This window comes from Desulfonauticus sp. (genome assembly GCF_055126295.1).
In genome coordinates this window covers 27,713-52,383 of record NZ_JBSRHE010000002.1, presented here as the reverse complement: position 1 = coordinate 52,383, position 24,671 = coordinate 27,713, and the positions used below count along the sequence as shown (strand labels likewise).

The 24,671-nt window shown below is 36.9% G+C and carries 31 protein-coding genes; 16 read left to right on the top strand and 15 right to left on the bottom strand.

The features are described from left to right. Positions 1-3: 3 nt before the first annotated feature. Entirely contained in the window at positions 4-234 is a 231-nt protein-coding gene (gene csrA / locus ACTCIM_RS01395; RefSeq protein WP_029968935.1) for a carbon storage regulator CsrA, read from the top strand. Beyond that, positions 219-689 (top strand): flagellar assembly protein FliW, encoded by a 471-nt coding sequence (fliW, locus tag ACTCIM_RS01390; protein ID WP_472313427.1) that lies wholly within the window; start codon positions 219-221, stop codon positions 687-689. The genes csrA and fliW overlap by 16 nt, the downstream gene beginning before the upstream one ends. On the opposite strand, the gene flgM is transcribed toward fliW, so the two are convergent. From flgM to ACTCIM_RS01325, 13 genes are all read right to left on the bottom strand, one after another. Continuing rightward, complete coding sequence (flgM, locus tag ACTCIM_RS01385; RefSeq protein WP_029968930.1) at positions 672-962, bottom strand: flagellar biosynthesis anti-sigma factor FlgM; 291 nt, start codon at positions 960-962, stop codon at positions 672-674. The two genes, fliW and flgM, sit on opposite strands and share 18 nt — an antisense overlap. Positions 963-978: 16 nt before the next feature. After that, positions 979-1,392 carry a DVU0524 family FlgM-associated protein gene (locus tag ACTCIM_RS01380; RefSeq protein ID WP_472313423.1) on the bottom strand — a complete coding sequence of 138 codons (414 nt, stop codon included), beginning with the start codon at positions 1,390-1,392 and terminating at the stop codon, positions 979-981. Between the two features lie 245 nt (positions 1,393-1,637). Further along, positions 1,638-2,432, bottom strand: a complete 795-nt coding sequence (proC, locus tag ACTCIM_RS01375; RefSeq protein ID WP_472313421.1) for a pyrroline-5-carboxylate reductase — start codon at positions 2,430-2,432, stop codon at positions 1,638-1,640. 3 nt (positions 2,433-2,435) lie between these two features. Then, positions 2,436-2,855, bottom strand: coding sequence for a nucleoside-diphosphate kinase (ndk, locus tag ACTCIM_RS01370; protein WP_464279904.1), 420 nt, complete (start codon positions 2,853-2,855; stop codon positions 2,436-2,438). Between the two features lie 73 nt (positions 2,856-2,928). Further along, positions 2,929-4,143: a divergent polysaccharide deacetylase family protein gene (locus ACTCIM_RS01365; protein WP_472313418.1), complete on the bottom strand. Its 1,215-nt coding sequence runs from the start codon at positions 4,141-4,143 to the stop codon at positions 2,929-2,931. Between the two features lie 36 nt (positions 4,144-4,179). Next, the gene (locus ACTCIM_RS01360; protein WP_464279903.1) at positions 4,180-5,445 is read right to left on the bottom strand and encodes a S41 family peptidase; all 1,266 of its coding nucleotides are present in this window, start codon (positions 5,443-5,445) and stop codon (positions 4,180-4,182) included. A 10-nt stretch (positions 5,446-5,455) separates the two neighbouring features. Further along, complete coding sequence (locus ACTCIM_RS01355) at positions 5,456-6,571, bottom strand: peptidoglycan DD-metalloendopeptidase family protein (RefSeq protein WP_029968907.1); 1,116 nt, start codon at positions 6,569-6,571, stop codon at positions 5,456-5,458. Further along, positions 6,547-7,194: an endonuclease III domain-containing protein gene (locus ACTCIM_RS01350; RefSeq protein ID WP_464279901.1), complete on the bottom strand. Its 648-nt coding sequence runs from the start codon at positions 7,192-7,194 to the stop codon at positions 6,547-6,549. The genes ACTCIM_RS01355 and ACTCIM_RS01350 overlap by 25 nt, the downstream gene beginning before the upstream one ends. After that, complete coding sequence (prmA, locus tag ACTCIM_RS01345; protein WP_464279900.1) at positions 7,187-8,044, bottom strand: 50S ribosomal protein L11 methyltransferase; 858 nt, start codon at positions 8,042-8,044, stop codon at positions 7,187-7,189. Before prmA ends, ACTCIM_RS01350 begins: the two co-directional genes overlap by 8 nt. Then, positions 8,034-8,729 carry an amino acid ABC transporter permease gene (locus ACTCIM_RS01340; protein ID WP_464279899.1) on the bottom strand — a complete coding sequence of 232 codons (696 nt, stop codon included), beginning with the start codon at positions 8,727-8,729 and terminating at the stop codon, positions 8,034-8,036. The genes prmA and ACTCIM_RS01340 overlap by 11 nt, the downstream gene beginning before the upstream one ends. An 18-nt stretch (positions 8,730-8,747) precedes the next feature. Continuing rightward, complete coding sequence (locus ACTCIM_RS01335) at positions 8,748-9,449, bottom strand: amino acid ABC transporter permease (protein ID WP_464279898.1); 702 nt, start codon at positions 9,447-9,449, stop codon at positions 8,748-8,750. 74 nt (positions 9,450-9,523) lie between these two features. Beyond that, positions 9,524-10,345 carry an ABC transporter substrate-binding protein gene (locus ACTCIM_RS01330; RefSeq protein WP_464279897.1) on the bottom strand — a complete coding sequence of 274 codons (822 nt, stop codon included), beginning with the start codon at positions 10,343-10,345 and terminating at the stop codon, positions 9,524-9,526. A 22-nt stretch (positions 10,346-10,367) separates the two neighbouring features. Further along, a complete protein-coding gene (locus ACTCIM_RS01325) occupies positions 10,368-11,096 on the bottom strand; it encodes an amino acid ABC transporter ATP-binding protein (protein ID WP_464279896.1) in 729 nt (242 codons plus the stop codon). Between the two features lie 217 nt (positions 11,097-11,313). Here ACTCIM_RS01325 and ACTCIM_RS01320 point away from each other — a divergent pair, with 217 nt between their 5' ends. Genes ACTCIM_RS01320 through ilvC form a run of 12 tightly spaced genes read left to right on the top strand, consistent with a single transcriptional unit; the run spans position 11,314 to position 19,880 of the window. Next, positions 11,314-11,676 (top strand): hypothetical protein, encoded by a 363-nt coding sequence (locus tag ACTCIM_RS01320; protein WP_464279895.1) that lies wholly within the window; start codon positions 11,314-11,316, stop codon positions 11,674-11,676. 11 nt (positions 11,677-11,687) lie between these two features. Next, positions 11,688-12,410 (top strand): hypothetical protein, encoded by a 723-nt coding sequence (locus ACTCIM_RS01315; RefSeq protein ID WP_464279894.1) that lies wholly within the window; start codon positions 11,688-11,690, stop codon positions 12,408-12,410. Beyond that, positions 12,410-12,982, top strand: a complete 573-nt coding sequence (locus ACTCIM_RS01310) for a helix-turn-helix domain-containing protein (protein WP_029966296.1) — start codon at positions 12,410-12,412, stop codon at positions 12,980-12,982. Before ACTCIM_RS01315 ends, ACTCIM_RS01310 begins: the two co-directional genes overlap by 1 nt. Positions 12,983-12,999: 17 nt before the next feature. Beyond that, positions 13,000-14,646 (top strand): AMP-binding protein, encoded by a 1,647-nt coding sequence (locus tag ACTCIM_RS01305; protein ID WP_472313415.1) that lies wholly within the window; start codon positions 13,000-13,002, stop codon positions 14,644-14,646. Between the two features lie 14 nt (positions 14,647-14,660). After that, the gene (locus ACTCIM_RS01300) at positions 14,661-15,326 is read left to right on the top strand and encodes an HAD family hydrolase (RefSeq protein WP_472313412.1); all 666 of its coding nucleotides are present in this window, start codon (positions 14,661-14,663) and stop codon (positions 15,324-15,326) included. Positions 15,327-15,339: 13 nt separating this feature from the next. Continuing rightward, complete coding sequence (locus ACTCIM_RS01295) at positions 15,340-15,642, top strand: YggT family protein (protein ID WP_029966288.1); 303 nt, start codon at positions 15,340-15,342, stop codon at positions 15,640-15,642. A gap of 9 nt (positions 15,643-15,651) precedes the next feature. Beyond that, complete coding sequence (locus ACTCIM_RS01290) at positions 15,652-16,146, top strand: DivIVA domain-containing protein (protein WP_029966281.1); 495 nt, start codon at positions 15,652-15,654, stop codon at positions 16,144-16,146. After that, a complete protein-coding gene (locus ACTCIM_RS01285; protein ID WP_029966279.1) occupies positions 16,143-16,439 on the top strand; it encodes a DUF167 domain-containing protein in 297 nt (98 codons plus the stop codon). Before ACTCIM_RS01290 ends, ACTCIM_RS01285 begins: the two co-directional genes overlap by 4 nt. A 9-nt stretch (positions 16,440-16,448) precedes the next feature. Next, positions 16,449-16,682 (top strand): DUF465 domain-containing protein, encoded by a 234-nt coding sequence (locus tag ACTCIM_RS01280; protein WP_029966271.1) that lies wholly within the window; start codon positions 16,449-16,451, stop codon positions 16,680-16,682. 1 nt (position 16,683) lies between these two features. Next, complete coding sequence (gene ilvB, locus ACTCIM_RS01275; RefSeq protein ID WP_472313409.1) at positions 16,684-18,369, top strand: biosynthetic-type acetolactate synthase large subunit; 1,686 nt, start codon at positions 16,684-16,686, stop codon at positions 18,367-18,369. A 15-nt stretch (positions 18,370-18,384) separates the two neighbouring features. Next, complete coding sequence (gene ilvN / locus ACTCIM_RS01270) at positions 18,385-18,870, top strand: acetolactate synthase small subunit (RefSeq protein ID WP_029966267.1); 486 nt, start codon at positions 18,385-18,387, stop codon at positions 18,868-18,870. A gap of 17 nt (positions 18,871-18,887) precedes the next feature. Beyond that, the gene (gene ilvC / locus ACTCIM_RS01265; protein ID WP_464279892.1) at positions 18,888-19,880 is read left to right on the top strand and encodes a ketol-acid reductoisomerase; all 993 of its coding nucleotides are present in this window, start codon (positions 18,888-18,890) and stop codon (positions 19,878-19,880) included. 66 nt (positions 19,881-19,946) lie between these two features. On the opposite strand, the gene ACTCIM_RS01260 is transcribed toward ilvC, so the two are convergent. Both ACTCIM_RS01260 and ACTCIM_RS01255 read right to left on the bottom strand, forming a co-directional pair. Beyond that, the gene (locus ACTCIM_RS01260) at positions 19,947-20,207 is read right to left on the bottom strand and encodes a DUF4282 domain-containing protein (protein WP_464279891.1); all 261 of its coding nucleotides are present in this window, start codon (positions 20,205-20,207) and stop codon (positions 19,947-19,949) included. 209 nt (positions 20,208-20,416) lie between these two features. Further along, on the bottom strand, positions 20,417-22,111 hold the full coding sequence (locus tag ACTCIM_RS01255) for an ABC-ATPase domain-containing protein (RefSeq protein WP_464279890.1): 1,695 nt from the start codon (positions 22,109-22,111) through the stop codon (positions 20,417-20,419). A 42-nt stretch (positions 22,112-22,153) separates the two neighbouring features. Between ACTCIM_RS01255 and ACTCIM_RS01250 the strand changes: the two genes are divergently transcribed. Both ACTCIM_RS01250 and ACTCIM_RS01245 read left to right on the top strand, forming a co-directional pair. Next, a complete protein-coding gene (locus ACTCIM_RS01250; RefSeq protein WP_464279889.1) occupies positions 22,154-22,894 on the top strand; it encodes a biotin--[acetyl-CoA-carboxylase] ligase in 741 nt (246 codons plus the stop codon). 84 nt (positions 22,895-22,978) lie between these two features. Beyond that, positions 22,979-24,661, top strand: a complete 1,683-nt coding sequence (locus ACTCIM_RS01245; protein WP_472313407.1) for a glutamine--tRNA ligase/YqeY domain fusion protein — start codon at positions 22,979-22,981, stop codon at positions 24,659-24,661. The last annotated feature ends 10 nt before the right edge of the window (positions 24,662-24,671 follow it).

Here is a 24,671-nt window from a genome sequence, read left to right as displayed (position 1 = left end):
GTTATGTTAATATTATCTAGAAAAAAAAGTGAAAGTTTTTTTATTGGAGATAAGATAAAAGTCACTGTTTTAGAGTGTAAGGGTAAAACTGTGAAGTTGGGCATAGATGTGCCAGAAGAAATAACTGTTTTTAGAGAAGAGATATATTTAAAAATTAAAGAAGAAAATAAAAATTCTCTTTTAAATAACAAGGAAGACTTTTATAAGGTTTTAGATTTATGGAAAACAAAATAATTATATCTTCTAGAGTTGGTAAAGTAGTTCTCGAAAAGGATAAAATAATTACTTTTCCCAGAGGACTTATTGGTTTTGAAAACTATCAAGAGTTTGTTTTACTTCAAATAAAAGATGATTCACCTTTTTTCCTTTTGCAGAATATAAAAAATAGCCGTTTGGGATTAATTGTAACAGACCCTTTTTTATTTGATACTAACTTTAGTTTTAGTTTGAATTCTATCGAAGAAAAGATTTTAAAGATAAAGAAAAGGGAAGATATAGTAGTTTTGGTAACAGTTAATATCCCTCCTGGTGAACCAGAAGAAACAACTTTAAATTTTAGTGGTCCTATTGTTATAAATAAAAAGGCTCGCCTGGGTTTACAGATTGCTTTGGCTGACCCTAAGCTTTGTAGGCATTTAAAATTAAAAGACTTTACTTACAAAAAAACTTCTTTAGCTCCACAGATCTAATTCTTCTTTTACCAGTTTCTCAGCTATCTTTTGTGCATCAGGTTGGTAGGTGTTGTTGGCTATCTGTTCTTTTAGGGCAGCTATTTTTTCACTGCGTTCTTCTGGGCTTTGGCGAGCTACATTTAGGGCTTTGGCATAGAGTTTTGCTTCTTGGGAAAGGGAGACTTTATCTGCAGTAGAACTGGACTTTTTGGGAGATGAGGATTTTTTTTGTTTTTCTATTTGTTCTTGCTCAAAGGCTTTTACTTTATCTAAAACATTTTTTATTTCCATAACCTCTTCTCCTGGTTTAGAGCATGGTCTTGTTTACTTTATTGATGGTAATTTGCCATAATTTCTGCAAAATTTGTTCCTTCTCTTGAGGAGTTAATTCTTCTAAACCCTTAGCTGTCTTTTTTAAAATGTGCAAGTCATCTCCATTGGGTGGTGGGTATTTAAAAATTAAAGGCATACCCACTTCTTTTTCTAAATCGGCTTTTATTTCTAAAACTATAGGATTTTCGCTTTCTGAAGTTAAAAGATTTTCAATAATTTCTCTGGAGATTTTTTCCACCATTTGTCGACGTTTGGCTTCTGGCGAGATAGATATGGTATCTTCTCCCATTTGCCTGAGAATACGCTTTAGGCGTGCAATCCTCCTGCCCTGATTTAGCTCTTTGACATAAATCTTAATCAGATTTTTATTGTAAGGATTTATGGTCATATTTCTCCTCTTCTACCTTTCTATCGACAGCTTTTTTTAAAACTTTAGGTTTTTTTGAAAAAAACATTTTTGTCAAAAAAAGGTAACAAAGAGGGTGAATAAGCAAAGAAAGTTTTAATTAAACAGGAGGTTATAAAGATGTTTAGAACTTATTTAAAGTGGTGGTTGGTAGTGGCGTTATTTTCTGGAATGGTTTTTTATTCCACTTTAACTATGAGTAATTATCTGGCCCTGTCTGTAGTTTTTTAAAGCTCTTTACTACGCTTAAAACTGGCTAAAATGCCTTCTAAGATGGCAGTGCGCAGGCCTTTTTCCTCCATTTTGTTTAGTCCATAAATAGTAGTCCCTGCTGGAGAAGAAACCATTTCTTTGAGTTCACTTAAGGTAAGAGTTTCTTTTTGGGCTAACTCTACAGACCCTTCAAAGAGGGCTAAGGCCATTTCTTTACTTTGCCTGGCAGTAAACCCAAGGGTAATTCCTGCCTGGACAAAGCTTTCCAGGATGAGAAAAACAAAGGCTGGGCCAGAACCAATCATAGCTGTAAAGCCATCAAATAACTTTTCTTCCAGCACATAGGTTTTGCCCAGGGAAGAAAAGATAGAGAGAACAGTTTCTTTTTGTTCAGAAGTGAGCTCTGGATGGTCAAAGCAGAGGGCAAAAACTCCTTTGCCTATAAGGGCTGGAGTATTGGGCATAACCCTTACCAGAGGACAGAGGTTTTGACTAAACTGGGCTAGAGATTCTAACTTTATTCCAGCAGCAATGGATATAAGGCATTTTCTACTTCCCAGTTGAGGAAGTATTTGATTTATAACTGAACTGATGTGTTGAGGCTTTACAGCCAGGATAATGTAATCTGAATTTTTACTGAGTTCTTGAACGCTTTCAGCAATAAGAAAATCTGCTTCTTGGCTTAAGTTTTCAATTTTTTGACTATCCAGCTCATAAACATTGAGGATAAATTGTTTTTGGGCAGAGAGCCCTTTAATTAGGGCTCCTCCCATATTTCCAGCACCAATAAAACCTATTTTGGTTTTCATTGTCTAACCTACTATTTCTAACTTATTGAAAAAATAGTTTATTTCTATTTCAGCATTTTCCTTGGAATCAGAGCCGTGCACAGAATTTTTTTCAATATCCAGGGCGAATTTTTTGCGGATAGTGCCTTCTTCTGCCTTGGCAGGGTTGGTTGCTCCCATGAGCTTTCTGTACTTTTCAATGGCGTTTTCACCTTCTAAGACAGAGACAACCACAGGGCCAGAGGTCATAAAATCAGTCAAACTGTCAAAAAAGGGTTTGTCCTTGTGCACTTGATAAAATCCTTCAGCTTGCTCTTTGGTTAATTTGATTTTTTTTAAAGCTACTATTTTTAGACCTGCTTCTTCAATCATTTTGAGAATTTCACCTGTAAGGTTGCGGGCAGTAGCATCAGGTTTGATAATGGATAAAGTCCTTTCAACCATTCTAAGTTAACCTCCCTAAAAATTTTTCTTCTTCTACAGTTTAAACTTTAAATAGGCAAGGATAAAAAAGAGTCTAAAGTAGCTCTTCTACCAGGATTGTTTTAACCTGGGGAGATTTTTCTTGAGACCATTTTTGCAGGGCTTTAAAGGTTTCTTCATAAGGATGGCCAATGGCAATAGCTGTTCCTTTTTTTAAAGCCAGAGCCTCAGCCTTTTTTAACTGGAAAAGAATACTTTTTTCATCCTGAACATTATCCAGAAAAATATCCCTTTTGAGTAGTTTTATTCCCATTTGTTGGGCCAGAAGTGTTGTAACACTTTTAGGCGTGGTAAGGCTATCTAAGAAAAATAGATTTTTTCTTTTAAGTATGGAAAATACTTTTTTCATTCCAGGTTTATATTCCGTAAACCTTGATCCCATGTGATTGTTTACTCCTTTCACATAGGGCACTTTTGCTAAATCTTGTAAGCAGGTTTGTTCAATGCCCATTAAGTCCATAAAGGTAAAGAGAGCACCAGGCCCAGGGTTGGCTTTTTGGGGATAGCCTTGGGGCTCCATGGGCAGATGAAGCATCACTCCCTGGTTTTTTAAATGGGTTTTAGTGGCTATTTCTCTACTATGAGGAGCATAAGGTAAAAAAGAAAAGGTAAGTTTAAGAGGTAAAGACAGTAGTTTATTGGCTAAAGGCACACTTCTACCCATATCGTCGATAACAATAACTAATTTACCCTGGGTAACTGTTTTTGGTAGGTATTCTTCTAAATAAATAATATGGGTTAAAATGTTGTTAATTGTAAGATAATAGGTTTGAGGTTCAACTTTTCTTATACTAGCAAAAGGAGTTAGCTTTTTGATGTTTTTTTTAAGATTAGATATAAATTTTGCAGGATTCGAAACATAAAGAGAAAGTTCTTGTAGTTTAAAAGATATATTATCCAGATATCTATCTTTATAATTATGACTGGTTATTTTTACTTTTTGTCCATGATTTGTATACAAACTCTGTATAATAATTAAATCTACTTCTTTTAATTTTAAAATAAAATCATTTTTTACTTCTTCTTCATATTCCAGATGATTATTTTGAGGAGTATTTTTTATGTTAGTGGGAGTAGTATTTATTTTTTGTTTTTGGGAAAAACTATATTTTTTAGGAGGAAGGTCTAGGTATTGATATGCTTTATATAGAGATATAGCTAATACAAATAGAAGGAGAGAGAGTAGAATCAAGCTAAAAGAATGTTTTTTTCTTTGGGTTTTTTTGCGAGTTTTCTTTTTCTTGGCCATGAGGATAAAAAAAGCAGAGGGAATTATCCCTCTGCTTTATTCAGAGAAGCTTATTTTTTTTAGCAAAGGAAGTTTTTTTACCACTTCTAAGGCGATTTTTAGTTGATTGTCTTTGGAGAGCATTTTTTGGGCTTCCCCATTTATTTTCTTTTTTGAATTTTCTTCTGGGTGAGTTGGGTTTTTTAGATGCTGGCTAAGGTCTTTTTCTCTAAGCATTTTTTCTTCTTCTGGACTTAATTCCTGATAGGGTATCTCTAAATCTGGTTCAATACCATCGGCTTGAATGGAGACTCCAGAAGGTGTGTAATACAGGGCGATGGTTAGTTTTATGGCTGAGCCGTCAGAAAGGGGAATAATGGTTTGCACCGAGCCCTTGCCAAAAGTCTTTTCACCAAGGAGTAAAGCCCTTTTTTGGTCTTTAAGAGCGCCAGCTACGATTTCAGAGGCAGAAGCAGAACCAGCATTGACCAGCACTACCAAGGGAGCAGTCACATCTGTAGGGTCTTTATGGGCAAAAAACTCTGTTTTTTGTTCTTTGTGTCTTCCCTGAGTATAAACTATAAGTCCTTTGGATAGGAAGATATCAGAGACTTTAATGGCCTGATCTAAAAGTCCTCCAGGATTGTTGCGCAGGTCTAAAATCATGCCTTTTATATTTTTGTATTTTTTTAAAGAATTTAGAATTTCTTTAGAAGTAGTGGCTTTAAAATCTGTTATCCGTACATAGACATAACCTGGTTCCAGTTCCAGAGTTTTTACAGTATGAATGGGTATAGTATCTCGGACAATGGTAATTTTTTCTGGTTTTTCTGCGTCCTTATGCAAAATAGTAAGAGTAACTGGTTTGCCTTTAGGTCCTCTAATTTTTTTTACCGCATCCATAAGGCTTATGCCTTGAGTGGATTCTCCATCTATTTCCAAAATAATATCTCCAGCTTTTAAACCAGCTTTGTAGGCTGGAGTGTCTTCAATGGGAGCAATAACTACTAGTCTTTTATCTTTCATGCCAATTTGAATACCAATGCCACTAAATTTACCAGAAAAATCCTCTTGCATGGATTTGAGTTCATCTGCTTCAATATAGGAAGAATGGGGGTCTAGCTGTTCTAGCATGCCCTTTATAGCCCCCTTCAGGAGTTCTTGACGGGTTTTAGGCTCTACATAGTTTTGTTCCACCAGATTTAAGACCTGGCTAAACTGTTTTAAGGCCTCATAATCAGAATAAGTTTTTGCTAACAACTGGGATTGAGGAAGAAGAACCCACAAACCTATTATTGCTAGTAAGGAAATAAAACGAGACATGGATATCCTCCTAAAAAATATGCTTAAGCCACTTCAAAGGATTAACTGGTTTTTGTTTAAAACGCAATTCAAAGTAAAGGCCATAATTCTTTATTTGAGGGTAAAAACCGCAAAGTCCAATTATTTCTCCTTGCTCTACTTCCTGTCCCAGTCTAACTAAACTCTGAGATAAAAAGCTGTAAAGAGTATAATATCCTTTACCATGAGAAATAATAATAACCCTACCAAAACCTCTTAAAAGATCGTTATGCACTACTTTACCCCAGAACACTGCACGAACAGGCTCATCCTTTTTTAAAGCTATTCCTATGCCTCGTTGAGGTGGTTTTTTTCTTAGGTTAAAATTTATTTTTATTTTTCCTTGAGCAGGCCAAAGAAGTTTTCCTTTGGCTTTGGCAAAGTCTTTACTGGTGAGCATTAAAAATTTATAGTTCAGCTCTTCTACAATAGACAAAACTTCTTGAATGCGCTCTTCCTGTTTGAGTTTAAATAAGCGCATTTCTTCTATCTTTTTGAGGAATTCCAGTTTTTTAGCCAGAAGGGAGTCTTTTTCCTGGTTAATACGGGCAAGTTGTTTTTCTTTTTTAGAAATTGTATCCTGAATTTCTAGCAGTTTCAGGGTTAACTGTTCACTGTAATAAGAAAAAGTTTTATATTTTTCATTTATTTTACTTAAAATTATTTCTAACCATTTACTTTTTAACTTGTATTCCTCTTCATTTTTATAGTCAAGAATACTACTATCTTTTTGTTTTAAATATATAGGCCAAAAATTATTTAAAATATTTTCCAGTTCTTTTTTAACTTTTTCTTTGTTTTTAGCAACTATTTTATAGTCATTCATTAACTTTTTTTCTTTATTTTTTATTTTTTCAAGTATTTTTTCTTCTTCTTCTACTTTTTTTTCTATTTCTATAATTTGATTATCAATTTTAGTTATTTCTAGTACAGACTTTCTTTCTTCTTTACTAAGTAAATTTAATACTTTTTTTTCTTCTCTTATTTTCTTTTTATAATTTTCTATCTTTTGTTTTATTTCACTTATAGAGCCAAAACCAAGAGAAAAGGTTAAGAAGATTGCTAGGGATAAGTATGATAAGATTAGAAGATATTTTTTAAAGGACATTGGTCGCACTTAGGATTTTTTTTATGGCACCATCTTTTTACTGCTCTAACGATAAGAGCATGATATTCGTTGTATAGTTCTACATTTGGCTCAAGATTAGTCATGAATAAGTCCTGTACTTCTTCATAAGAAGTTTCTTCTGGAACCAGTCCGTGTCTATTTAAAAGTCTTTTAGTATACGCATCCACTACAAAGATAGGTTTTTCCAGGGCATAGAGCAGGATACTATCTGCAGTTTCAGGCCCAATACCTTTGATGGATAAAAGTTTTGGTCTTAGTTCGGCAAGGTCTTTTTTCTTTAAAGCCATTAGGTTTAAGTTGGCTTCTTGGTTTAAGAAGTGTAGGAAGTTTTTAATCCTTTTGGTTTTTAGGCGGTAAAACCCAGCTGGTCTAATTAAGTTGGCCAATTTTTCTTCTGAAAGAAGAAAAAGTTTTTTTTCATCTAAAAGATTTTCCTTTTTAAGGTTGAGAATGGCCTTTTCCACATTGTTCCAGTTGGTATTTTGGGTCAGAATGGCCCCAAGAGCGATTTCAAAGGCACTGTTTCCAGGCCACCAATAACTTGGTCCCAGGGCAGAGTAGAGGGTGGAATAGATTTGAAGAAGTTTTTCTTGTTTAGTCATAGGAAAAGAGCAAGGCTACCCATTCCTTAGAATTAAACTCTTTTGTTAGTTTAAGTCCTGATTGTAAGTAAGCTTCTTTTACCTTGGAAGCTTGTTCTTTTAATATTCCAGAAAGAATCAATTTGCCTTGTGCTTGAAGGTGTTTAAGTATTTCTTCTCTCATTTTGATTAGAGGAGTAGCTAGGATATTGGCTAAAATTAAAGAAAATTTTTGAGGAATATTTAATTTTTTTAAGGAGCCCAGCTCTAGAGAAAAGGAATCTTGCACCTGGTTTAATTTTATATTGTGTCTGGCATTGTTAATGGCATGAGGGTCTATATCCAGGCCTATTCCGGTAAGGCCCAATTTAGCACAGGCTATACCCAAAATCCCAGAGCCAGTTCCTACATCTAAAAAGGTGTCTTTGGAAGTTAATAAGTTATTTTGATGTAGTTGAGCTATGACCTTTAGACAAAGATAGGTTGTGGGGTGATGTCCTGTACCAAAGGCCATTTCTGGATATATAAAAAGAGGCAAAAGATTGCTTTTTGATTTTTCCCAGGTAGGTAGAATTTCAAAGGTGTTTTCTATTTGAATGGGAGTAAAAAATTTTTTCCAGTTTTCTAACCAATCCTGTTTGGGAAGTAAAAAGGTTTCAGTTTTTATTTGAGGGAATTTGCTTTTAAGAAAAGAGACTGTTTCTTCCAATTCCTGAGGAGTGGTGAAAAAAATTTGAACTTTTTGCTCTTCCAGAGAAGTGGACTCCAGTTCTTCCCATCCCCATGGAACCAGTAGGTAGAGAAGTCCCTCTAAAGGCTCTAATAGGGACTTGGGAAAGGAGAGGATAAGTCCTAAAAATTTATCTTCCACGGGCCTGGTATCTGGCTAAGTGTTTTTCTAGACGTCTGCTAAAAGAGGTTAGAACATAACAGACAATAAAGTAAAGCACAGCAATGGTTAGAAAAATTTCTGTAGGTGCAATCAGGGTCCTGTTGTTTACCTGGGTTGCAGCCCTGGTTAATTCATTTACCCCAATAATATAAGCCAAAGAGGTGTCTTTGGTAAGGCTTACGAATTGATTGACAAAAGAAGGAATCATATTTCTTAAGGCCTGAGGTAAAATAATATAACGCATGGCCTGAAAATGGTTAAGCCCTGTACCTCTTGCAGCTTCCATTTGTCCTTTGGGTAAAGCCAGGATGCCAGCCCTTACGATTTCTGCAATATAAGCACTGGTAAAAACAATAAAACTGATGAGCGCACTTGTGGCCTCAGGCAAGGTGTGTCCCAGGAGTATGGGCGCTAAGAAGTAAAACCAGAATATAACCATTAAAAGAGGGGTTCCTCTAACTATTTCAATATAAACCATGGCTGGATATTTGAGCCAGGGTTTAGAGGAGATGCGCATTAGTCCAAAGAAAAGTCCCAGCCAAAAAGCACCAAAAATACCACCAATGGCCAGTAAAATTCCCATCGCCAGACCACCCAGAGGTCCTTCTGGGTAGGCTCCTATTAAAAAATAGTCCATGTTATTCCATACAACTTCCCAGTGCACTGTCTACCTCTCTTGAATCTAGTATTTTAAGTTACGTAAAAAGTGTTTGTTATATAAATTGACCAATAGAGAAATAGTTAAAGAAATGGCAATATAAATTACAGTAGCTGCAGTAAAGGCTTCAAATCCATGAAATGTATAAGACTCTATCTGTCTAGCCATGTAAGTAAGTTCCATTACACCAATGGTCATGACTAGAGAAGAGTTTTTAGTCAAATTTAAGAATTGTGAGATTAGGGGAGGAATGATTATTCTAAAGGCTTGAGGTAAAATTACATAAGACATAGCTTGAATAAAACTAAGCCCACAAGCCCTGGAAGCTTCTAATTGATTTTTGGGAATGGAGTTAATTCCAGAACGAATTTCCTCTGCAATAAAGGCAGAGGTATAAACTGTGAGGGCAATTACTCCCGCAGCAAATTCAAAGTCTTGCTGGTATAGCCATTCATTTACCGCTTTGGGTAAAACAGCATCTGAGCCAAAATACCAGAAAAATATTTGGACCAATAAGGGAGTATTTCTGAAAAATTCAGTATAAGCAAGACTAAACCATTCTAAGGGTTTTACTTTGGAAAGTCTAAACACAGCAATGATGGTCCCTACGATTAAGGAAAAGAATATAGATACTGCCGAGATCTTTAAGGTTACAATAAGACCATCTATCAACCACTGGCCATATTCACCTGTTAAAACCAACTTCCAATCAAACTGATAGTTCAAGTTCGCACCTCTTTACAGGATTTTTTAGAAAAAAGGAGTTTGGGATTTACCCAAACTCCCTGTATAGTTAGCTTTTAATAAGGCCAAACTTCCATCTTCCAGGTTAGAGGAAGATAGTATTTAGTTTGAGGACCAAACCATTTGTTGTATATTTTTTGATATTCACCACTGTTCCACATATCAACCAGGGCTCTGTTTACAAAGTCTCTAAAATCAGAGTCATTTTCAGGAAGACCAATGCCATAGGGTTCGGAAGAAATGTAGTCGCCTACAATGACATAGTCATCAGGATTGGGAGCACTGTTTTTTAAACCAAGCAAGATAGTGGAATCTGTGGTTACAGCAGCCACTTTGCCCTGTTGAAGGGCCAAGAAAGCCTGAGGATAACCTTCAAAGGAAAGCACAATACACTTGGGCTGAGCTTCCTTGATGTTTTTTTCAGAGGTAGAACCTTTGGCTGTACCTACTTTTTTCCCAGCCAGATCAGCTACAGACTTGATCCCAGAATTTTTCTTTACCAGGATTTTTTGGCCATCCATAAAATAGGTAATGGAAAAATCAATGGTGTCATCTCTGGAGAACTTGTGGGTCATGGTAGCTGCAACTAGATCTACAGAGCCTTGGGTAAGCATGGGAATACGAGTAGCAGAGGTTACAGGCTTTAATTCCAGTTCCACTCCTAACTTATTGGCAATATACCTACAGATATCCACATCAAAACCCACCAGTTGATTGGTGTTTTCATCCACGAAACCAAAGGGTACAACAGCGTCCTTTACGCCAGCAATGAGTTTGCCTCTAGCTTTGATTTCTTCCAGTTTTCCCGCGAAAGCCAGGCTGGACAAAAGCATTACTGTGGCCAAAACAAACATTAGGCCGGTTAAAAATCTCTTCATAAAAAACCTCCTCCTTTTTTATTTATAATATTTCCTTTAAAAAGGCCTTTGTACGTTCATGAGTGGGATTGGTAAAGAAATGTTCTGGAGTACCTCTTTCCAAAATTTCTCCTTGATCCATGAAAATTACCCTGTCAGCCACTTCTCTGGCAAAGCCCATTTCATGGGTAACACAGAGCATGGTCATTCCATCTCTAGCCAGGTCTTTCATAACATTTAAAACTTCATTAATCATTTCTGGATCTAGAGCTGAAGTGGGTTCATCAAAGAGCATTACTTTAGGCTTCATGGCCAAAGCTCTGGCAATGGCTACCCTTTGCTGTTGACCGCCAGAAAGTTCTGCTGGATATTTATGGGCCTGGTCTTTAATACCTACCCTTTCCAGAAGCTCTAAGGCAATGCTTTCAGCCTGGTCTTTAGGCATTTTTCTTACCTTAATGGGAGCCAGGGTAATGTTTTTTAATACTGTTAAATGTGGGTAAAGGTTAAATTGCTGAAAAACTATTCCTATTTCAGCCCGTAAGTTGTTTATATCCACAGAAGGCTCATGAATGCTTTTTCCTTCAAAAAGGATTTCTCCCTTATCAATTTCCTCCAACCTGTTAACACAGCGAATCAAGGTGCTTTTCCCTGAACCACTAGGTCCACAAATAACCAAAACTTCACCTTTTTCCACTGTTTCATTGATGTTTTTGAGAACATGAAAGTTGCCAAACCATTTGTTTACATTACGTATTTCCAGATATGCCATGCTCCTTTCTACCCCTTTTAGTTGAGTTTTTGGTGAAAGTGTGAGACAGACCTTCATAAACCAGGCCCGTGTTTTTGTCAAATAGATGAATTTTTTTCAGCTAAGCTTTGCCTGGGCAAAGAGCTAAAAGATAATTCTTGGCAAATAGGGAGATTCTGGGTATATAAGAAAAATTGTAGCTAAAAATATCTCCTAAGTGGGAATTTATTAAATTTTTATGGTTAAAATTCACTACCTTCCGGCAAAAAACTGTGTCTTTTATCGGCTTGGTTTCTGTATCTACCCAGAAGTCTTAAATCCAGGATACAATCAGTCCTTTCAATGTACTATCTTGTTGAAATGGGAAGAAGAATATGACCAGCTTTTGGATAAGGCTGAAGTTTTTGGCTTGGAGCTAGAAAAGGTCGAAAAGATTTGGACCAAAAAAAGCAATACCCGTTATGAAGAAATCAAAAAATGTCCTCACTTTGTAGAAGGAGAGGAAAATTTTTGTCGTTATTTGTATGGTTATACCTGTTTATATGAATTACCTAAATGTAAGGGAAAGTGTAAGCATTATACCCTGGCTGAAGAAGGCTAGAAGGAGTTGGTATGGATAAGTGGTTGTTTTTTCCTTATTTGCATGAAGAGTATATTGACCCTCAATTAAGGGAAAGGGGGAAGATTTTAAATATTGGTTTTTTAGAACCAAAGACGCAGGTTTTTACTCCCTCTAATCTTTATTTTTCCCCTAAGGAGGCCAGAGCTTATTTGAATTTTTGTTTGGAATTTGGTGCACAGTTTAAAGATATAAAAGATATGAAAGCTTACTTATTACAACAAAACAGCCCCCTGGAGCCTGAAGGAGTGCTAAGTATAAAAAGTGAGCTCCTGGCCAGAGATAAGTCCAAGGAAAATACAAAATCGCTAGAAGAAAATCGTAAGTATCATATGTTGCTAATTTTATATTATGCCTATGAAGAAAGAATAATGGAAATAATAAATCTGGAAAAAAGTTTGGATGAAAAATTAGCATCTATTAGAGATATTATGGGAGTAGAAGAAGAACTTAACTTAAGTAAAAAATTATTTTTTAATGACCTTACTGGTAGATATGAGTTAAAAGCAGAACTAGTTTTTCCAGCTTTTAAGTTTTTTGCTCCACAAGCTGGTTTTATTGTTAGTGATGAGAGTGTATTTGAAGAGCTTAAAAGTAAAGGTGTGGAGTGGAGAAAAGAAAAAGAAGAAAATAACTATTTTGCATATTCTGGAGAATATAAAAACAGTAAATTTGTTTATTACAAAAAGTTAAAAGATAGAGAGGAGGCAGTGTAATGACAAAGGAAAAAATTGGACAGCGTATTAAGAAGTTTAGAGAGATGGAAGATATAACCCTTGCAGAACTCTCAACCAGAACTGGACTGGATGAAGATTTTTTAAGAGCTGTAGAAGAAGAGAATATATATCCTTCTCTAGGTCCTTTACTAAAGATTGCCAGAGCCTTGGGTACCAGATTGGGTACTTTTTTAGATGATACTATAAGTCAGGATCCTTTGATTATAAGGCTGGAAGAAAGAAGTGAAGAGCTTACCATTTTAAAGGGTAAGAATAAACCAACCAGTCTGCGTTTTTACTCTTTGGGTAAGGGAAAAAGCGACAGGCATATGGAACCTTTTTTTGTGGAAATATTGCCTGAATCTTCTACTGAGAAAAAGCTTTCTTCCCATGAAGGAGAAGAATTTATTGTAGTTCATTCTGGAGAAATAGAGCTTATTTATGGCCAGGAGACCTATATTTTAAAGGAAGGTGATAGTGTTTATTATAACTCTATAGTTCCTCATTATTTGTCTTGTAAAGGAGATAAGCCAGCATCCATTTATGCAGTTCTTTATTTTCCAGAAAATTAAAGGAGGATTTTTACTAAATGTGGGATAAACCTTTGCGTGAGATTACCATTGGTCAGCTTTTGGATGAGACTACAGAAAAATATCCAGATAATGACTTTGTGGTTTATGTAGATAGAGATTTTAGGCTTACTTATAGGGAGTTTTCTGAACTGGTAGATAATTTAGCCAAGGGATTGATGGCCCTGGGAGTGCAAAAGGGAGAAAAGGTGGCTATTTGGGCTACCAATGTGCCTTATTGGGTGGCTTTACAATTTGCTACAGCTAAGATTGGAGCTATTTTGCTAACTGTAAATACCTATTACAAGAGAGATGAATTAGCCTATTTACTTAGGCAATCTGAAGCAGAAAACATCTTTTTAATTGATGGGTTTAGAGATACAGACTATGTGCAGACTATTTATGATTTGGTCCCAGAACTTAAAACCCAGGAGAGGGGATTTTTAAAGAGCAAGGATTTTCCTCATTTAAAACGCGTCTTCTTTTTAGGCCAGGAAAAGCATCGAGGCATGTACACATTACCCGAAGTGCTGTCCATGGGTAGGCTCATTAGTGAGGCAGATTATAAAGCCAGGCAAAAAAGCCTTTCTCCTCACGATGTGGTAAATATGCAGTATACTTCAGGGACCACAGGTTTTCCCAAGGGAGTTATGCTTACTCACTATAATATTGTGAATAATGGCTACTGGATAGGAGAAAACCAAAGGCTGGGGCCAGAGGACAAGATTTGTTTACCTGTTCCTTTGTTTCACTGTTTTGGTTGTGTTTTGGGAGTACTAGCTGCTTGCTCTCATGGTTCTACTCTGGTTATCCTGGAAACTTTTAATCCTTACCTGGTGATGGCCTCTATTGAAGCAGAAAAATGCACAGCCCTTTATGGCGTTTCCACCATGTTTATTGCTGTTTTGGAGCATAGAAGTTTTTCCAAGTTTGACTTTAGTTCTTTAAGAACCGGGATTATGGCTGGGTCTCCTTGTCCCATTAAAGTAATGCGTCAGGTTATGGAAAAGATGAATATGAAGGAGATTACCATCTGTTATGGTTTAACTGAGGCTTCACCCGTAATGACCCAGACCAGAGTGGATGACCCCATTGAAAAAAGAGTGGAAACAGTGGGTAAGGCCATGCCTGAAATAGAGGTGAGAGTGGTGGACCCAGAAACCAATAAGCCAGTGCCTCCTGGAGTTCAGGGAGAAGTATGTTGTCGTGGTTATAATGTGATGAAAGGTTATTACAATATGCCTGAAGCTACCAGGGCTGCTATTGATGAAGAAGGGTGGTTGCATTCTGGAGACCTGGGAGTGATGGACGAAGAAGGATACTTAAGTATTACTGGAAGATTAAAGGATATGATTATCAGAGGAGGAGAAAATATTTATCCTAGGGAAATAGAGGAATTTTTATATAATATGGAAGGGATTAAAGATGTTCAGGTGGTAGGAGTACCCAGCAAGAAATATGGAGAAGAAGTGGGAGCTTTTATTATACCCAAGGAAGGATATGAGCTCACTCCCGAAGATGTGCGAGATTTTTGTCGAGGGCGTATTGCCAGATATAAGATACCTAAATATATAGCTTTTGTAAAAGAATACCCTCTGACTGCTAGTGGTAAAATTCAAAAGTACAAATTACGGGAAATGGCAGCACAACTTTTTCCAGAAGCTTAAACAGGGAGGGCTATTTGTTTATTTGTAATCCATTGGCTAAGCTTAAAGGAGAAATTAAGGGGATTATTTTTGATTGCGATGGAGTTTTGTTTGACTCTAAAGATGTAAATATAAAATATTATAATTGGGTCAAGGAGATGTTTGGTCTTCCTCCTCTAAGCTTAGAGGAAGAAGAATATGTGCACATGCACTCAGTGCATAATTCCTTTAAAAAAATACTTCCTCCAGAGTTTTGGCCTAGAATAGAAGAGATAAGGAAAAAAATAGATTATAGTAAGCTTTATCCTTATTTAAAAATGGAGCCGGGCCTGGTTGAGCTTTTAAGTGATTTAAGGCAATGTGGATTTAAATTGGCCATAAATACCAATAGAACTAATACCATGCTTCCTATTTTAGAGGTCTTTGGGTTGAATCATTATTTTTTCCCGGTAATCACTGCAGACAAGTTGGCCTTTCCCAAACCCTATCCTGAAAGTTTGTTTCTTATTTTAAGTATCTGGAAATTGGAACCAAAAGAAGTGGCCTATATTGGAGATTCCAAGGTTGATGAAGAGTGCGCCAAAAGGGCAGGAGTGCCTTTTTGGAGTTATAAAAATCCTGGTCTGCAAGCTGAAATGTTAATTCCTGATTTTTATTCTCTGCGCCAATTTTTGCTTTTAAAAAGAAAAAAAATTTGTTAAAAGGGAGTTAAAGATGTTTATCCTAAGTAATTTACTACAAGCTTTAGCTAGTGTTATTGATACCTTGTTGACCTTATATTTTTGGGTGGTGATTATTTCTGCGCTACTTTCCTGGGTAAATCCAGACCCTTATAACCCCATTGTGCGCATTTTGCATAGCTTGACTGAACCTGTTTTTTACAGGGTAAGAAAGTGGTTGCCCTTTACCTATATTGGAGGGCTAGACCTTTCCCCGGTTGTGGTTTTATTAGTAATTCAGTTTTTAAAGGTATTTCTGGTAAAATCTTTGTTTCAATTATCCATGTCTTTAACTTAGGAGTAGGTTATGTCTAAAAGTAAAGTAGATATACTCCATCATAAATTTAGTAAATCTATCTTTGGGTATAAAAAAGAAGAAGTAGATTTTTTATTACAAGAACTTGCTGAGCAAATAGGGAAATTAACAGAGGAAAATGCTGTATTAAAGTCTAAAATAGATGAATTAGAAAAAAGTGTATCTGATTATAAAGGAAGAGAAAAGATACTGCAAAATACTCTTATTACCACTCAAAAGATGGTAGAGGATGTTAAAGCCAATGCTCATAAACAGGCTAAAAATATTATAGAAGAAGCTCAAAATAAAGCTGAAGAGATATTAAACAAAGCTCATAAAAGATTATCCCAGATTCATGCCGATATTACAGAATTAAAGAGGCAAAAAAATAGATTTGAAGTAGAGCTAAGATCTCTTATTGAAGGGCACTTAAAACTTTTGGATAAACTTGGTGAAGATGATAGTTTTGATACTATAGAGGAAAAAGTAAAGTTTATAGTAAAATGATTCCTGAATTCGTACGCAAAGCTAGTAAAGGTGGCTGGTATTTAAGTGTTTGGGCGCAACCCAAGGCCAAGAAAACAGAAATTAGTGGAGTTGTAGAAGGAAAGTTAAAAATTCGAGTTAATGCTCCTCCTGTAGAGAACAAGGCCAATGAGTGTTTACTAGAATTTTTAAGTAAGTCTTTGGGAGTAAAAAAAAGTGCGTTAAAACTGGTGCAAGGAGAAACCAGTAGGGAAAAATTGATTTGGATAAAAGCAGAAGAAGTTAATTGGCAAAAACTATTAAATTTATTGTAGGAGGTAAACATGGAACAATATGAATTGGAATTAATTGCTAAATATAGTGAAGAAGATCCTGAATTAAAGGCTCTATGGGAAGATCATGTAGAGTATGAAAAAAAGCTAGAAAAGTTTGAGAGCAAACCCTACTTGACTCCAGAAGAAGAACTGGAAGTCAAGGAATTGAAAAAGTTAAAGTTGGCAGGAAAAACCAAATTACTTGCTTTGTTGAATAAGTATAAAGAAATGGAGGAGAAATAAGATGGAGCTCACCGGAGCTCAGATATTACTGGAGTGTTTAAAGAAAGAAGGCGTCTCCCATATTTTTGGTTTTCCAGGGGGAGCAGTTATTGATATTTATCACCATTTACCCAATTATCCTTTTAGGCATATATTGGTTCGCCATGAGCAGGGAGCAGTGCATGCAGCTGATGGCTATGCTCGCTCTACAGGAAAAGTTGGCGTATGTTTAGTTACTTCTGGTCCTGGAGCTACCAATACGGTTACTGGCATTGCCACTGCCTATATGGATTCTGTGCCTCTGGTGGTCTTTACTGGCCAGGTACCTACTGCGCTTATTGGCAATGATGCCTTTCAGGAAGTGGATATCGTAGGTATTACCAGACCCTGTACCAAGCATAATTTTTTGGTCAAGGATGTAAAGGACCTGGCTTTTATAGTAAAAAAGGCTTTTTATATAGCCAGTACAGGTAGACCTGGGCCTGTTGTGGTGGATTTGCCCAAGGATGTGATGCAAGCAAAGACAGCGTTTTCTTATCCAGAAAAAATTTCTTTGCGTAGTTACAATCCTCACTATGAGCCCAATAAAAAACAAATAAAAAAGGCTGCTCGTCTTATAGCCAAAGGTTCTAGGCCACTTATTTATGGTGGCGGTGGGATTATTTCTTCTGGGGCCCATGATATTTTAACTCTTTTGGCTCGCAAGTTTAAAATTCCTGTAACCACCACCTTGATGGGACTGGGTGCCTTTCCTGCTCCTGATGAACTCTGGTTGGGAATGCTGGGAATGCATGGAACCTATGCAGCCAATATGGCGGTCAATAATTCAGATGTGCTTATTTCTGTGGGCGCTCGTTTTGATGACCGGGTTACAGGCAAAGTCTCTACCTTTGCTCCCAGGGCTAAGATTATTCACATTGATATTGACCCCACTTCTATTCGAAAAAATGTCCAGGTGGATATTCCCATTGTAGCTGATTGTAAGCTGGCTTTAGAGGCTCTTCTGCAAGAATTGGAAGAAATGGATATCAATTGGGAACAGGAACATAGAGACTGGTTGGATAAGATTACAGAATGGAAAGAATCCCATCCCTTGCGCTATGAGCAAAGCGAGACAAAGGTAAAACCCCAATTTGTGGTGGAAACCTTGTATGAACTCACGCAGGGAGAAGCCATTATTACCACAGAAGTGGGGCAAAACCAGATGTGGGCAGCGCAATTTTATCACTATAAGTATCCTCGCTCCTTTATTTCTTCAGGGGGCTTAGGAACTATGGGGTATGGCTTTCCAGCAGCCATTGGTGCGCAGTTAGCCCATCCAGAGAGATTGGTAGTGGATATTGCTGGTGATGGCTCCATTCAAATGAATATCCAGGAACTGGCTACAGCTGTAAGTTATGATTTGCCAGTTAAGATTTTGATTTTAAATAATGGTTATTTGGGGATGGTAAGACAGTGGCAAGAGCTTTTTTATGATAAAAACTATTGTGCCACCTGTTTGCATAAGAACCCTGATTTTGTGGCTCTGGCTAAGGCTTATGGGGCAGAAGGTTTTCGTATTATCAAGCCCCAGGAAGTAAGGCCAGTTTTGGAAGAGGCCCTTAAAATAAAGAAACCCACAGTTATTGATGTTTGGGTTGAACCAGAGGAAAATGTTTATCCTATGGTACCAGCAGGAGCATCTTTAACCGAAATGTTATTGGTATAAGAGGAGGGCCTTAAGGTGCGACATGTATTATCTGTACTAGTGGAAAACGAACCAGGAGTACTTTCCAGAGTAGCAGGGCTTTTTAGTGGTAGAGGCTTTAATATTGAGTCTTTAAATGTGGGGCCTACTCTGGAACCAGACATTTCTTTGATGACCATTACCACCAGAGGTGATGAACAGATTGTAGAGCAAATAGTAAAACAGTTACGCAAGTTGATTACTGTTATTAAGGTGGTGGACTTGACCTATGAACAGGCTGTAGAGCGAGAAATGGTTCTGATTAAGGTGAATGCAGAAGATGAAAAAAGAGCGGAAGTTCTAAGGATTGCTGATATTTTTCGGTGTAAGGTGGTAGATGTTAGTCCAAGTGATTTGACATTGGAGATTACTGGAGATCAAAATAAGATTAAAGCCATAATTAATCTTTTACAGCGGTTTGGTATAAAAGAGTTTGCTCGTTCTGGAACAGTAGCCTTGCGCCGTTCCATGCAAATAGATTAAATAAAGAGGGAGATGAGATGAAGATTTATTATGAACAGGATGCAGATTTGAGTCTTTTAGCAGACAAGGTTGTTGCCATTATAGGGTATGGTAGCCAGGGGCATGCCCATGCTCAAAACTTGCGAGATTCTGGAGTCAATGTCATTGTGGGGCAAAGGCCTGGCGGTGCTAACTATCTCAAAGCCAAGGAAGATGGTTTTGAACCTATTAGTGCCAGTGAAGCTGCAGCCAAAGCTGATGTTATTCAAATTCTGGTTCAGGACCAGTATCAACCTTTGGTTTATGAAGAAGAGGTTTTGCCCAATCTAACAGCTGGCAAGGTATTGGTTTTTAGTCATGGTTTTAATATTCATTACAACCAGATTGTTCCTCCCAAAGATGTGGATGTGGTTATGGTTGCCCCCAAAGGTCCTGGGCATCTGGTAAGAAGAGAATATGTCAAGGGAGGAGGAGTTCCTGCTTTGGTCGCTGTACACCAGGACTATAGTGGCTCTGCTCTCAAGTATGCTCTGGCTTATGCCAAGGGCATTGGAGCTACCAGGTCTGGAGTAATTGAGACTACTTTTGCTGAAGAAACTGAGACTGATCTTTTTGGTGAACAAGCTGTGCTCTGTGGAGGAGTAAGTGCTCTTATTCGGGCTGGTTTTGAAACCCTGGTAGAAGCGGGTTATCAGCCTGAGATTGCCTTTTTTGAATGTATGCATGAATTAAAATTAATTGTAGACCTTTTGTACGAAGGTGGGTTTAAAAAGATGCACTACTCCATCTCTGATACTGCTGAGTATGGAGATTATACCAGAGGCCCCAGGGTAATTAACGAGCAGGTAAAAGCAGAAATGAAGAAAATTTTAGCTGAAATTCAAAATGGAGAGTTTGCTAGAGAGTGGATTTTAGAAAATAAAGCTGGTACTCCTGCGTTTATGGCTCTGAGGAGAAAAATGCATGAGCATCAAATTGAACAGGTAGGAGATACCTTAAGAAGTATGATGGCCTGGTTAAAAAATAAATAACTGGGTGAGATAATTGTATGATTTAAAAAGCGGATAGAACATTCTATCCGCTTTTTTCTTTTACAACTAGTTTTTACTGTCAGCAATCTTTTTAGTGTTTTCGTAGATTTTAAAGATGACAATGATGAGTTCGCACCAGATTCTAACTCCTACAGCCCCCAGCACTATGGTAAGCAGGCCCATAAGAAACTTGCCAAAAGTAAATCCACCATATCCGGCAAACATAGAACCTATCCCTCCAATAACAACTATAACCAACAATATCCAGTAGATAATAGTGATGAGTTTGGGTACCAACATTTCTTCAAAAAACAAATAATTTTTCATCTTCTCCTCCTTAAGTTTTGGGTTTGAGTTTTTAAAATATTTGCCCATACTTTTTTATAAACATATTAAATAGCTATAAGTTATAAAAGCTATTTTTTAAAATTATGCTTAGGTAAAAAAAAATAGTTTGTAAACAGGTTATTTTGTTTTTTTAAGAAAAATATTGCGAGAAAGTAAGGTATAAGGGGAAGTGATAAAGCAGAAAGGGCTTAGAATATTTTTAGTTTTCTGTATCTGTTGATTGCGCCCATTACTTCTTGCAGCCTGGGAAGAGCCAGGCTCCCTGGATGCCTGGGAAAATAGGGAGATAGGCTGTCTAATCCCTTTTTTTCTAAGTCTTTAAATATTTCTTCCACTGCTTGCAGAAGTGTCATTTCTTTTTTTACAGAAGAACTTAAGCGTTTTAAGATTAAAGCTATTACTTGAGTTTGTTCTTGACAGGCAAGTTGTTCTAAAAAACTTAGGTCTAATAATTCTCTATCTACTAAAATATGGTACTTGTCTTTTACTTTTATTTTTTTTATTAAAGGAAAAGAAAATTTGTTTATTTTTCTTAACTTCAATTGAGTAAAGTCTTTTATAGTTTCTTTTTCTCGAGTTAAAGGTATTTCTTTAATTATTTTTTTGGCGGGCAAAGTAACATCTAAGGGTTTATAATTTTTCATCATTATTACTGTATCAGCTACCTCTAGATAATCTCCACACCCTCCCAGGACCAGGATAGTGGATACTCCAAAACTAGTGTATAATTCCTTAACCCTATCTATAAAGGGGGTTATGGGTTCATCTTCTTTGTGAATTAGAGTTTGCATGCGTTTATCTCTAATCATAAAATTGGTAGCACAGGTATCTTCGTCTAGGAGCAAAAGCTTACTTTTACTTTCCAGGGCTTCAATAATATTTGCTGCTTGAGAAGTACTGCCACTGGCATTGGGGGTGGAAAATTTTTGGGTATCTAGGTTAAAAGGAAGGTTGGAGATAAAAGGGGAGATATCAGTACTGGCAATGAAGCGCCCATCTTCAGCCCGTATCTTTACCGCACTTTCTAATGTTACTACTCCTTCTCTGCCATCTCCTGGGATATGATTATATATTCCTCGTTCCAGGGCCTTGAGAAGGGTACTTTTACCATGAAATCCTCCACCTGTAATTAAAGTGATGCCCTTTTTTATTCCTAACCCTTTTATTTTGCCCTGGTTGGGAAGCTCAACTTCTATTTCCAAAGAAGGTGGAGCAAGAAAGGGAAGGGCACCTTGGGTTAAAGGCTTTTCACTGACCCCACTTTCTCTGGGTAAAATAGCGCCATTGGCAATAAAAGCGACCAAGCCCAATTTATCTAAATTGTTGCGTAACCACTCTTGATCTTCTATGCATTCAATATGGTGTTGAATTTTTTTGGAATCCAGGTTTTTAAAAATTAGGGTGTTATTTACTAATCTGGGAATAAGTTCAAAAAATATTTCTATAGCTTTAGCTGCAAGTATTGTTCTTCCTTTGGCTGGAAGACCTACATATATTCTGGCTTCTACAAACTTTTCCTCTACTTTTATTACGCTTCTGGGTAAAACTTCCTGACAGCATTTATCTACTAAAATAATACCACTTTTTCCACTTCCACTTTTAGTGGATAATTTTAAACTTGAATTGTAAAGTTTTCGGTGTAGATAGTCTTCTAAGGCAATTTTACGAATTGGATTGGAAAATAAATGATAAGGTAAGCTGGATACTTCTTGATTTACTTTTATTCTTATTTTAGAAGGTGGAGCAAAAGGGTCGCTTTGTGCCTGGTCAATATAAAGATAAAAATTGGAAAATTTATATTCACCTTCTATTTCTTTGTAGGCTTTATAGCCTTTGTTGTTTATTTTTAAGAGTTTGTTTTTTAGATTTTCTGAGTTTAACATTTTAGGGTTTACTCTTGAAAGCAAGCAAGTTAAGTAACTTTTATGGATAATTTAGTGGCAGACAAGATAAAAAAACTTTCTACCGGGCAAAGGATTTATGTTTTTCAAGAGTGTTCGTCAACCATGGAAGTGGGCTGGCATCTTTTAGGCAAAGGCGAGTTAAAAGAACTGGATTCTGTTTTGGCCTTAAGACAATTTGCTGGACGAGGGCAGTGGAGACGGAAGTGGGTTTCCCCTCCAGGCAATCTCTATGTTTCTATTCTCTTTTCTGCACTGAGAAAATGGGAGCAGCTGAGTTCCTTATTTTTGGGTTTTTTAGTCCAGCAAAGTTTGGCTAATATGGGCTTTTTCCTAAGCTTAAAGTGGCCCAATGATTTGATTTATAAAGAGAAAAAGGTTGGTGGAATTTTATTAGAAGAAAGAAAGGATAAGTTATTAGCAGGAATTGGTTTAAATCTTAAGCAGGCTCCCCAACTGGAAGAGAGGATTTTTCCAGCAGGGAGCTTGGAATTGCCAGAGGTGGATGTGCTGGAATTCTGGCTGAAATTAAAACAACATTTGCTTAACTTGGCTTCAACCTATTTTTTTGAAGATTCTCAGGTGTTAATAGATAGGATTAATCAGGTTTTGGCCTTTCAAGGCAGGAAAGTGGTGATTGAGGATGGAGAAACCAGAGCAGAAGGTATTTTGACTGGACTGGGTCCAAAGGGTGAACTCCTAGTGTTAGAAAAGGGAAGAATTAAGACTTTTTTTAATGGTAGTGTTGTGGCTTTTAAAAGTTGATTAGAATTTCTTGAGGTTTTGGTAGCTATTATTTAGAATATTCTTTTATGTTAACAACCACATTAAAGATGAGGATAGGTAAACATGTTAGAAAAAAAGAGCAATTTCATTAAGCAAATCATTGAGAAAGATCTGGCTGATGGTAAGCACAAAACGATTATTACTCGTTTTCCTCCAGAACCCAATGGTTATTTACATATTGGGCATGCCAAGTCCATTTGTCTTAATTTTGGTCTGGCTGAAGAATATCAAGGAAGGTGTCATTTGCGTTTTGATGATACCAATCCTGAAAAAGAAAGTCCTGAGTATGTAGAATCCATTAAAGAAGATGTAAAATGGCTGGGTTTTGATTGGGGAGGGCATCTATATTTTGCTTCAGACTATTTTGAAAAATTTTATAACTATGCTCTGGAATTAATTAAAAAAGGAAAAGCCTATGTTTGCCAGCTTTCTCCAGAGGAAATTAGAGAATATAGAGGTACTTTGACTGAACCAGGAAAAGAAAGCCCCTATCGTAATAGAAGTGTAGAAGAGAACCTTGAGCTTTTTGAAAAAATGAAAAATGGAGAATTTGAAGAGGGTGAATGTGTTTTAAGGGCAAAAATAGATATGTCTTCTCCCAATCTAAATATGCGTGATCCTGTTATTTATAGAATTAAAAAGATTAGACATCATCGAACTGGAGATAAATGGTGTATTTATCCCACTTATGACTTTGCTCATTGCCTTTCTGATGCCATAGAAGGAATCACGCATTCCCTTTGTACTCTGGAATTTGAAGATCATAGACCTCTTTATGATTGGTTTTTAGATGAGTTGAATACTCCCTGTCATCCCCAACAAATTGAATTTGCCAGGCTTAACCTTTCCTATACAGTGATGAGTAAACGCAAGTTAAATCTTCTGGTACAGGAGGGTTATGTTTCTGGCTGGGATGACCCCAGAATGCCTACTATTTCTGGAATGCGCAGAAGGGGTTATACTCCAGAAGCGATTAAGGACTTTTGTGAGCGTATAGGCATTGCCAAGAGTGACAATCTGGTAGATTATTCCCTTTTGGAGCATTGCGTGCGTGAGGATTTAAATAAAAGGGCCTTAAGGTTTATGGGAGTTTTAGAGCCTTTAAAAGTGGTGATTGTCAATTATCCAGAGGAGCAGGAAGAAGAGCTGGAGGCCATCAACAACCCAGAAGATCCCAGTGCAGGTAAGCGCAAAATTCCTTTTAGTAGAGAAATTTATATAGAAAAAAGCGATTTTCGAGAAGATCCTCCCAGAAAGTTTTTCCGTTTAGCTCCTGGTAAGGAAGTGCGGTTGCGTTATGCTTATTATATTACTTGTGAAGAAGTGGTTAAAGATGAGCAGGGGAATATTGTAGAGCTTAGGTGTACTTATGACCCAGAGAGTAGAGGGGGGTATACTCCTGATGGTAGAAAGGTAAAAGGCACTTTACACTGGGTAGATGCCAGAAAGGCCAAAAAGGCAAAAGTAAGGCTTTATGACAGGTTATTTTTAGTAGAAAATCCTGCTTTAGAAGAAAAAAAAGGAAAAAGTTTTAAAGAACTTTTAAATCCAGAAAGTTTAAAAGAAGTGGAGGCCTTGGTAGAGCCTGCTCTTTATGGCTTAAAGCCTGGGGATGTTTTTCAGCTTGAGCGTGTGGGTTATTTTTGTGTGGACAGGGACTCTACTTCTGAGTCTCTGGTTTTAAACCGCACAGTTACTTTAAAAGATTCCTGGGCTAAAATAGAAGCTAAATTAAGCGAAAAATAGGAGATGAAAG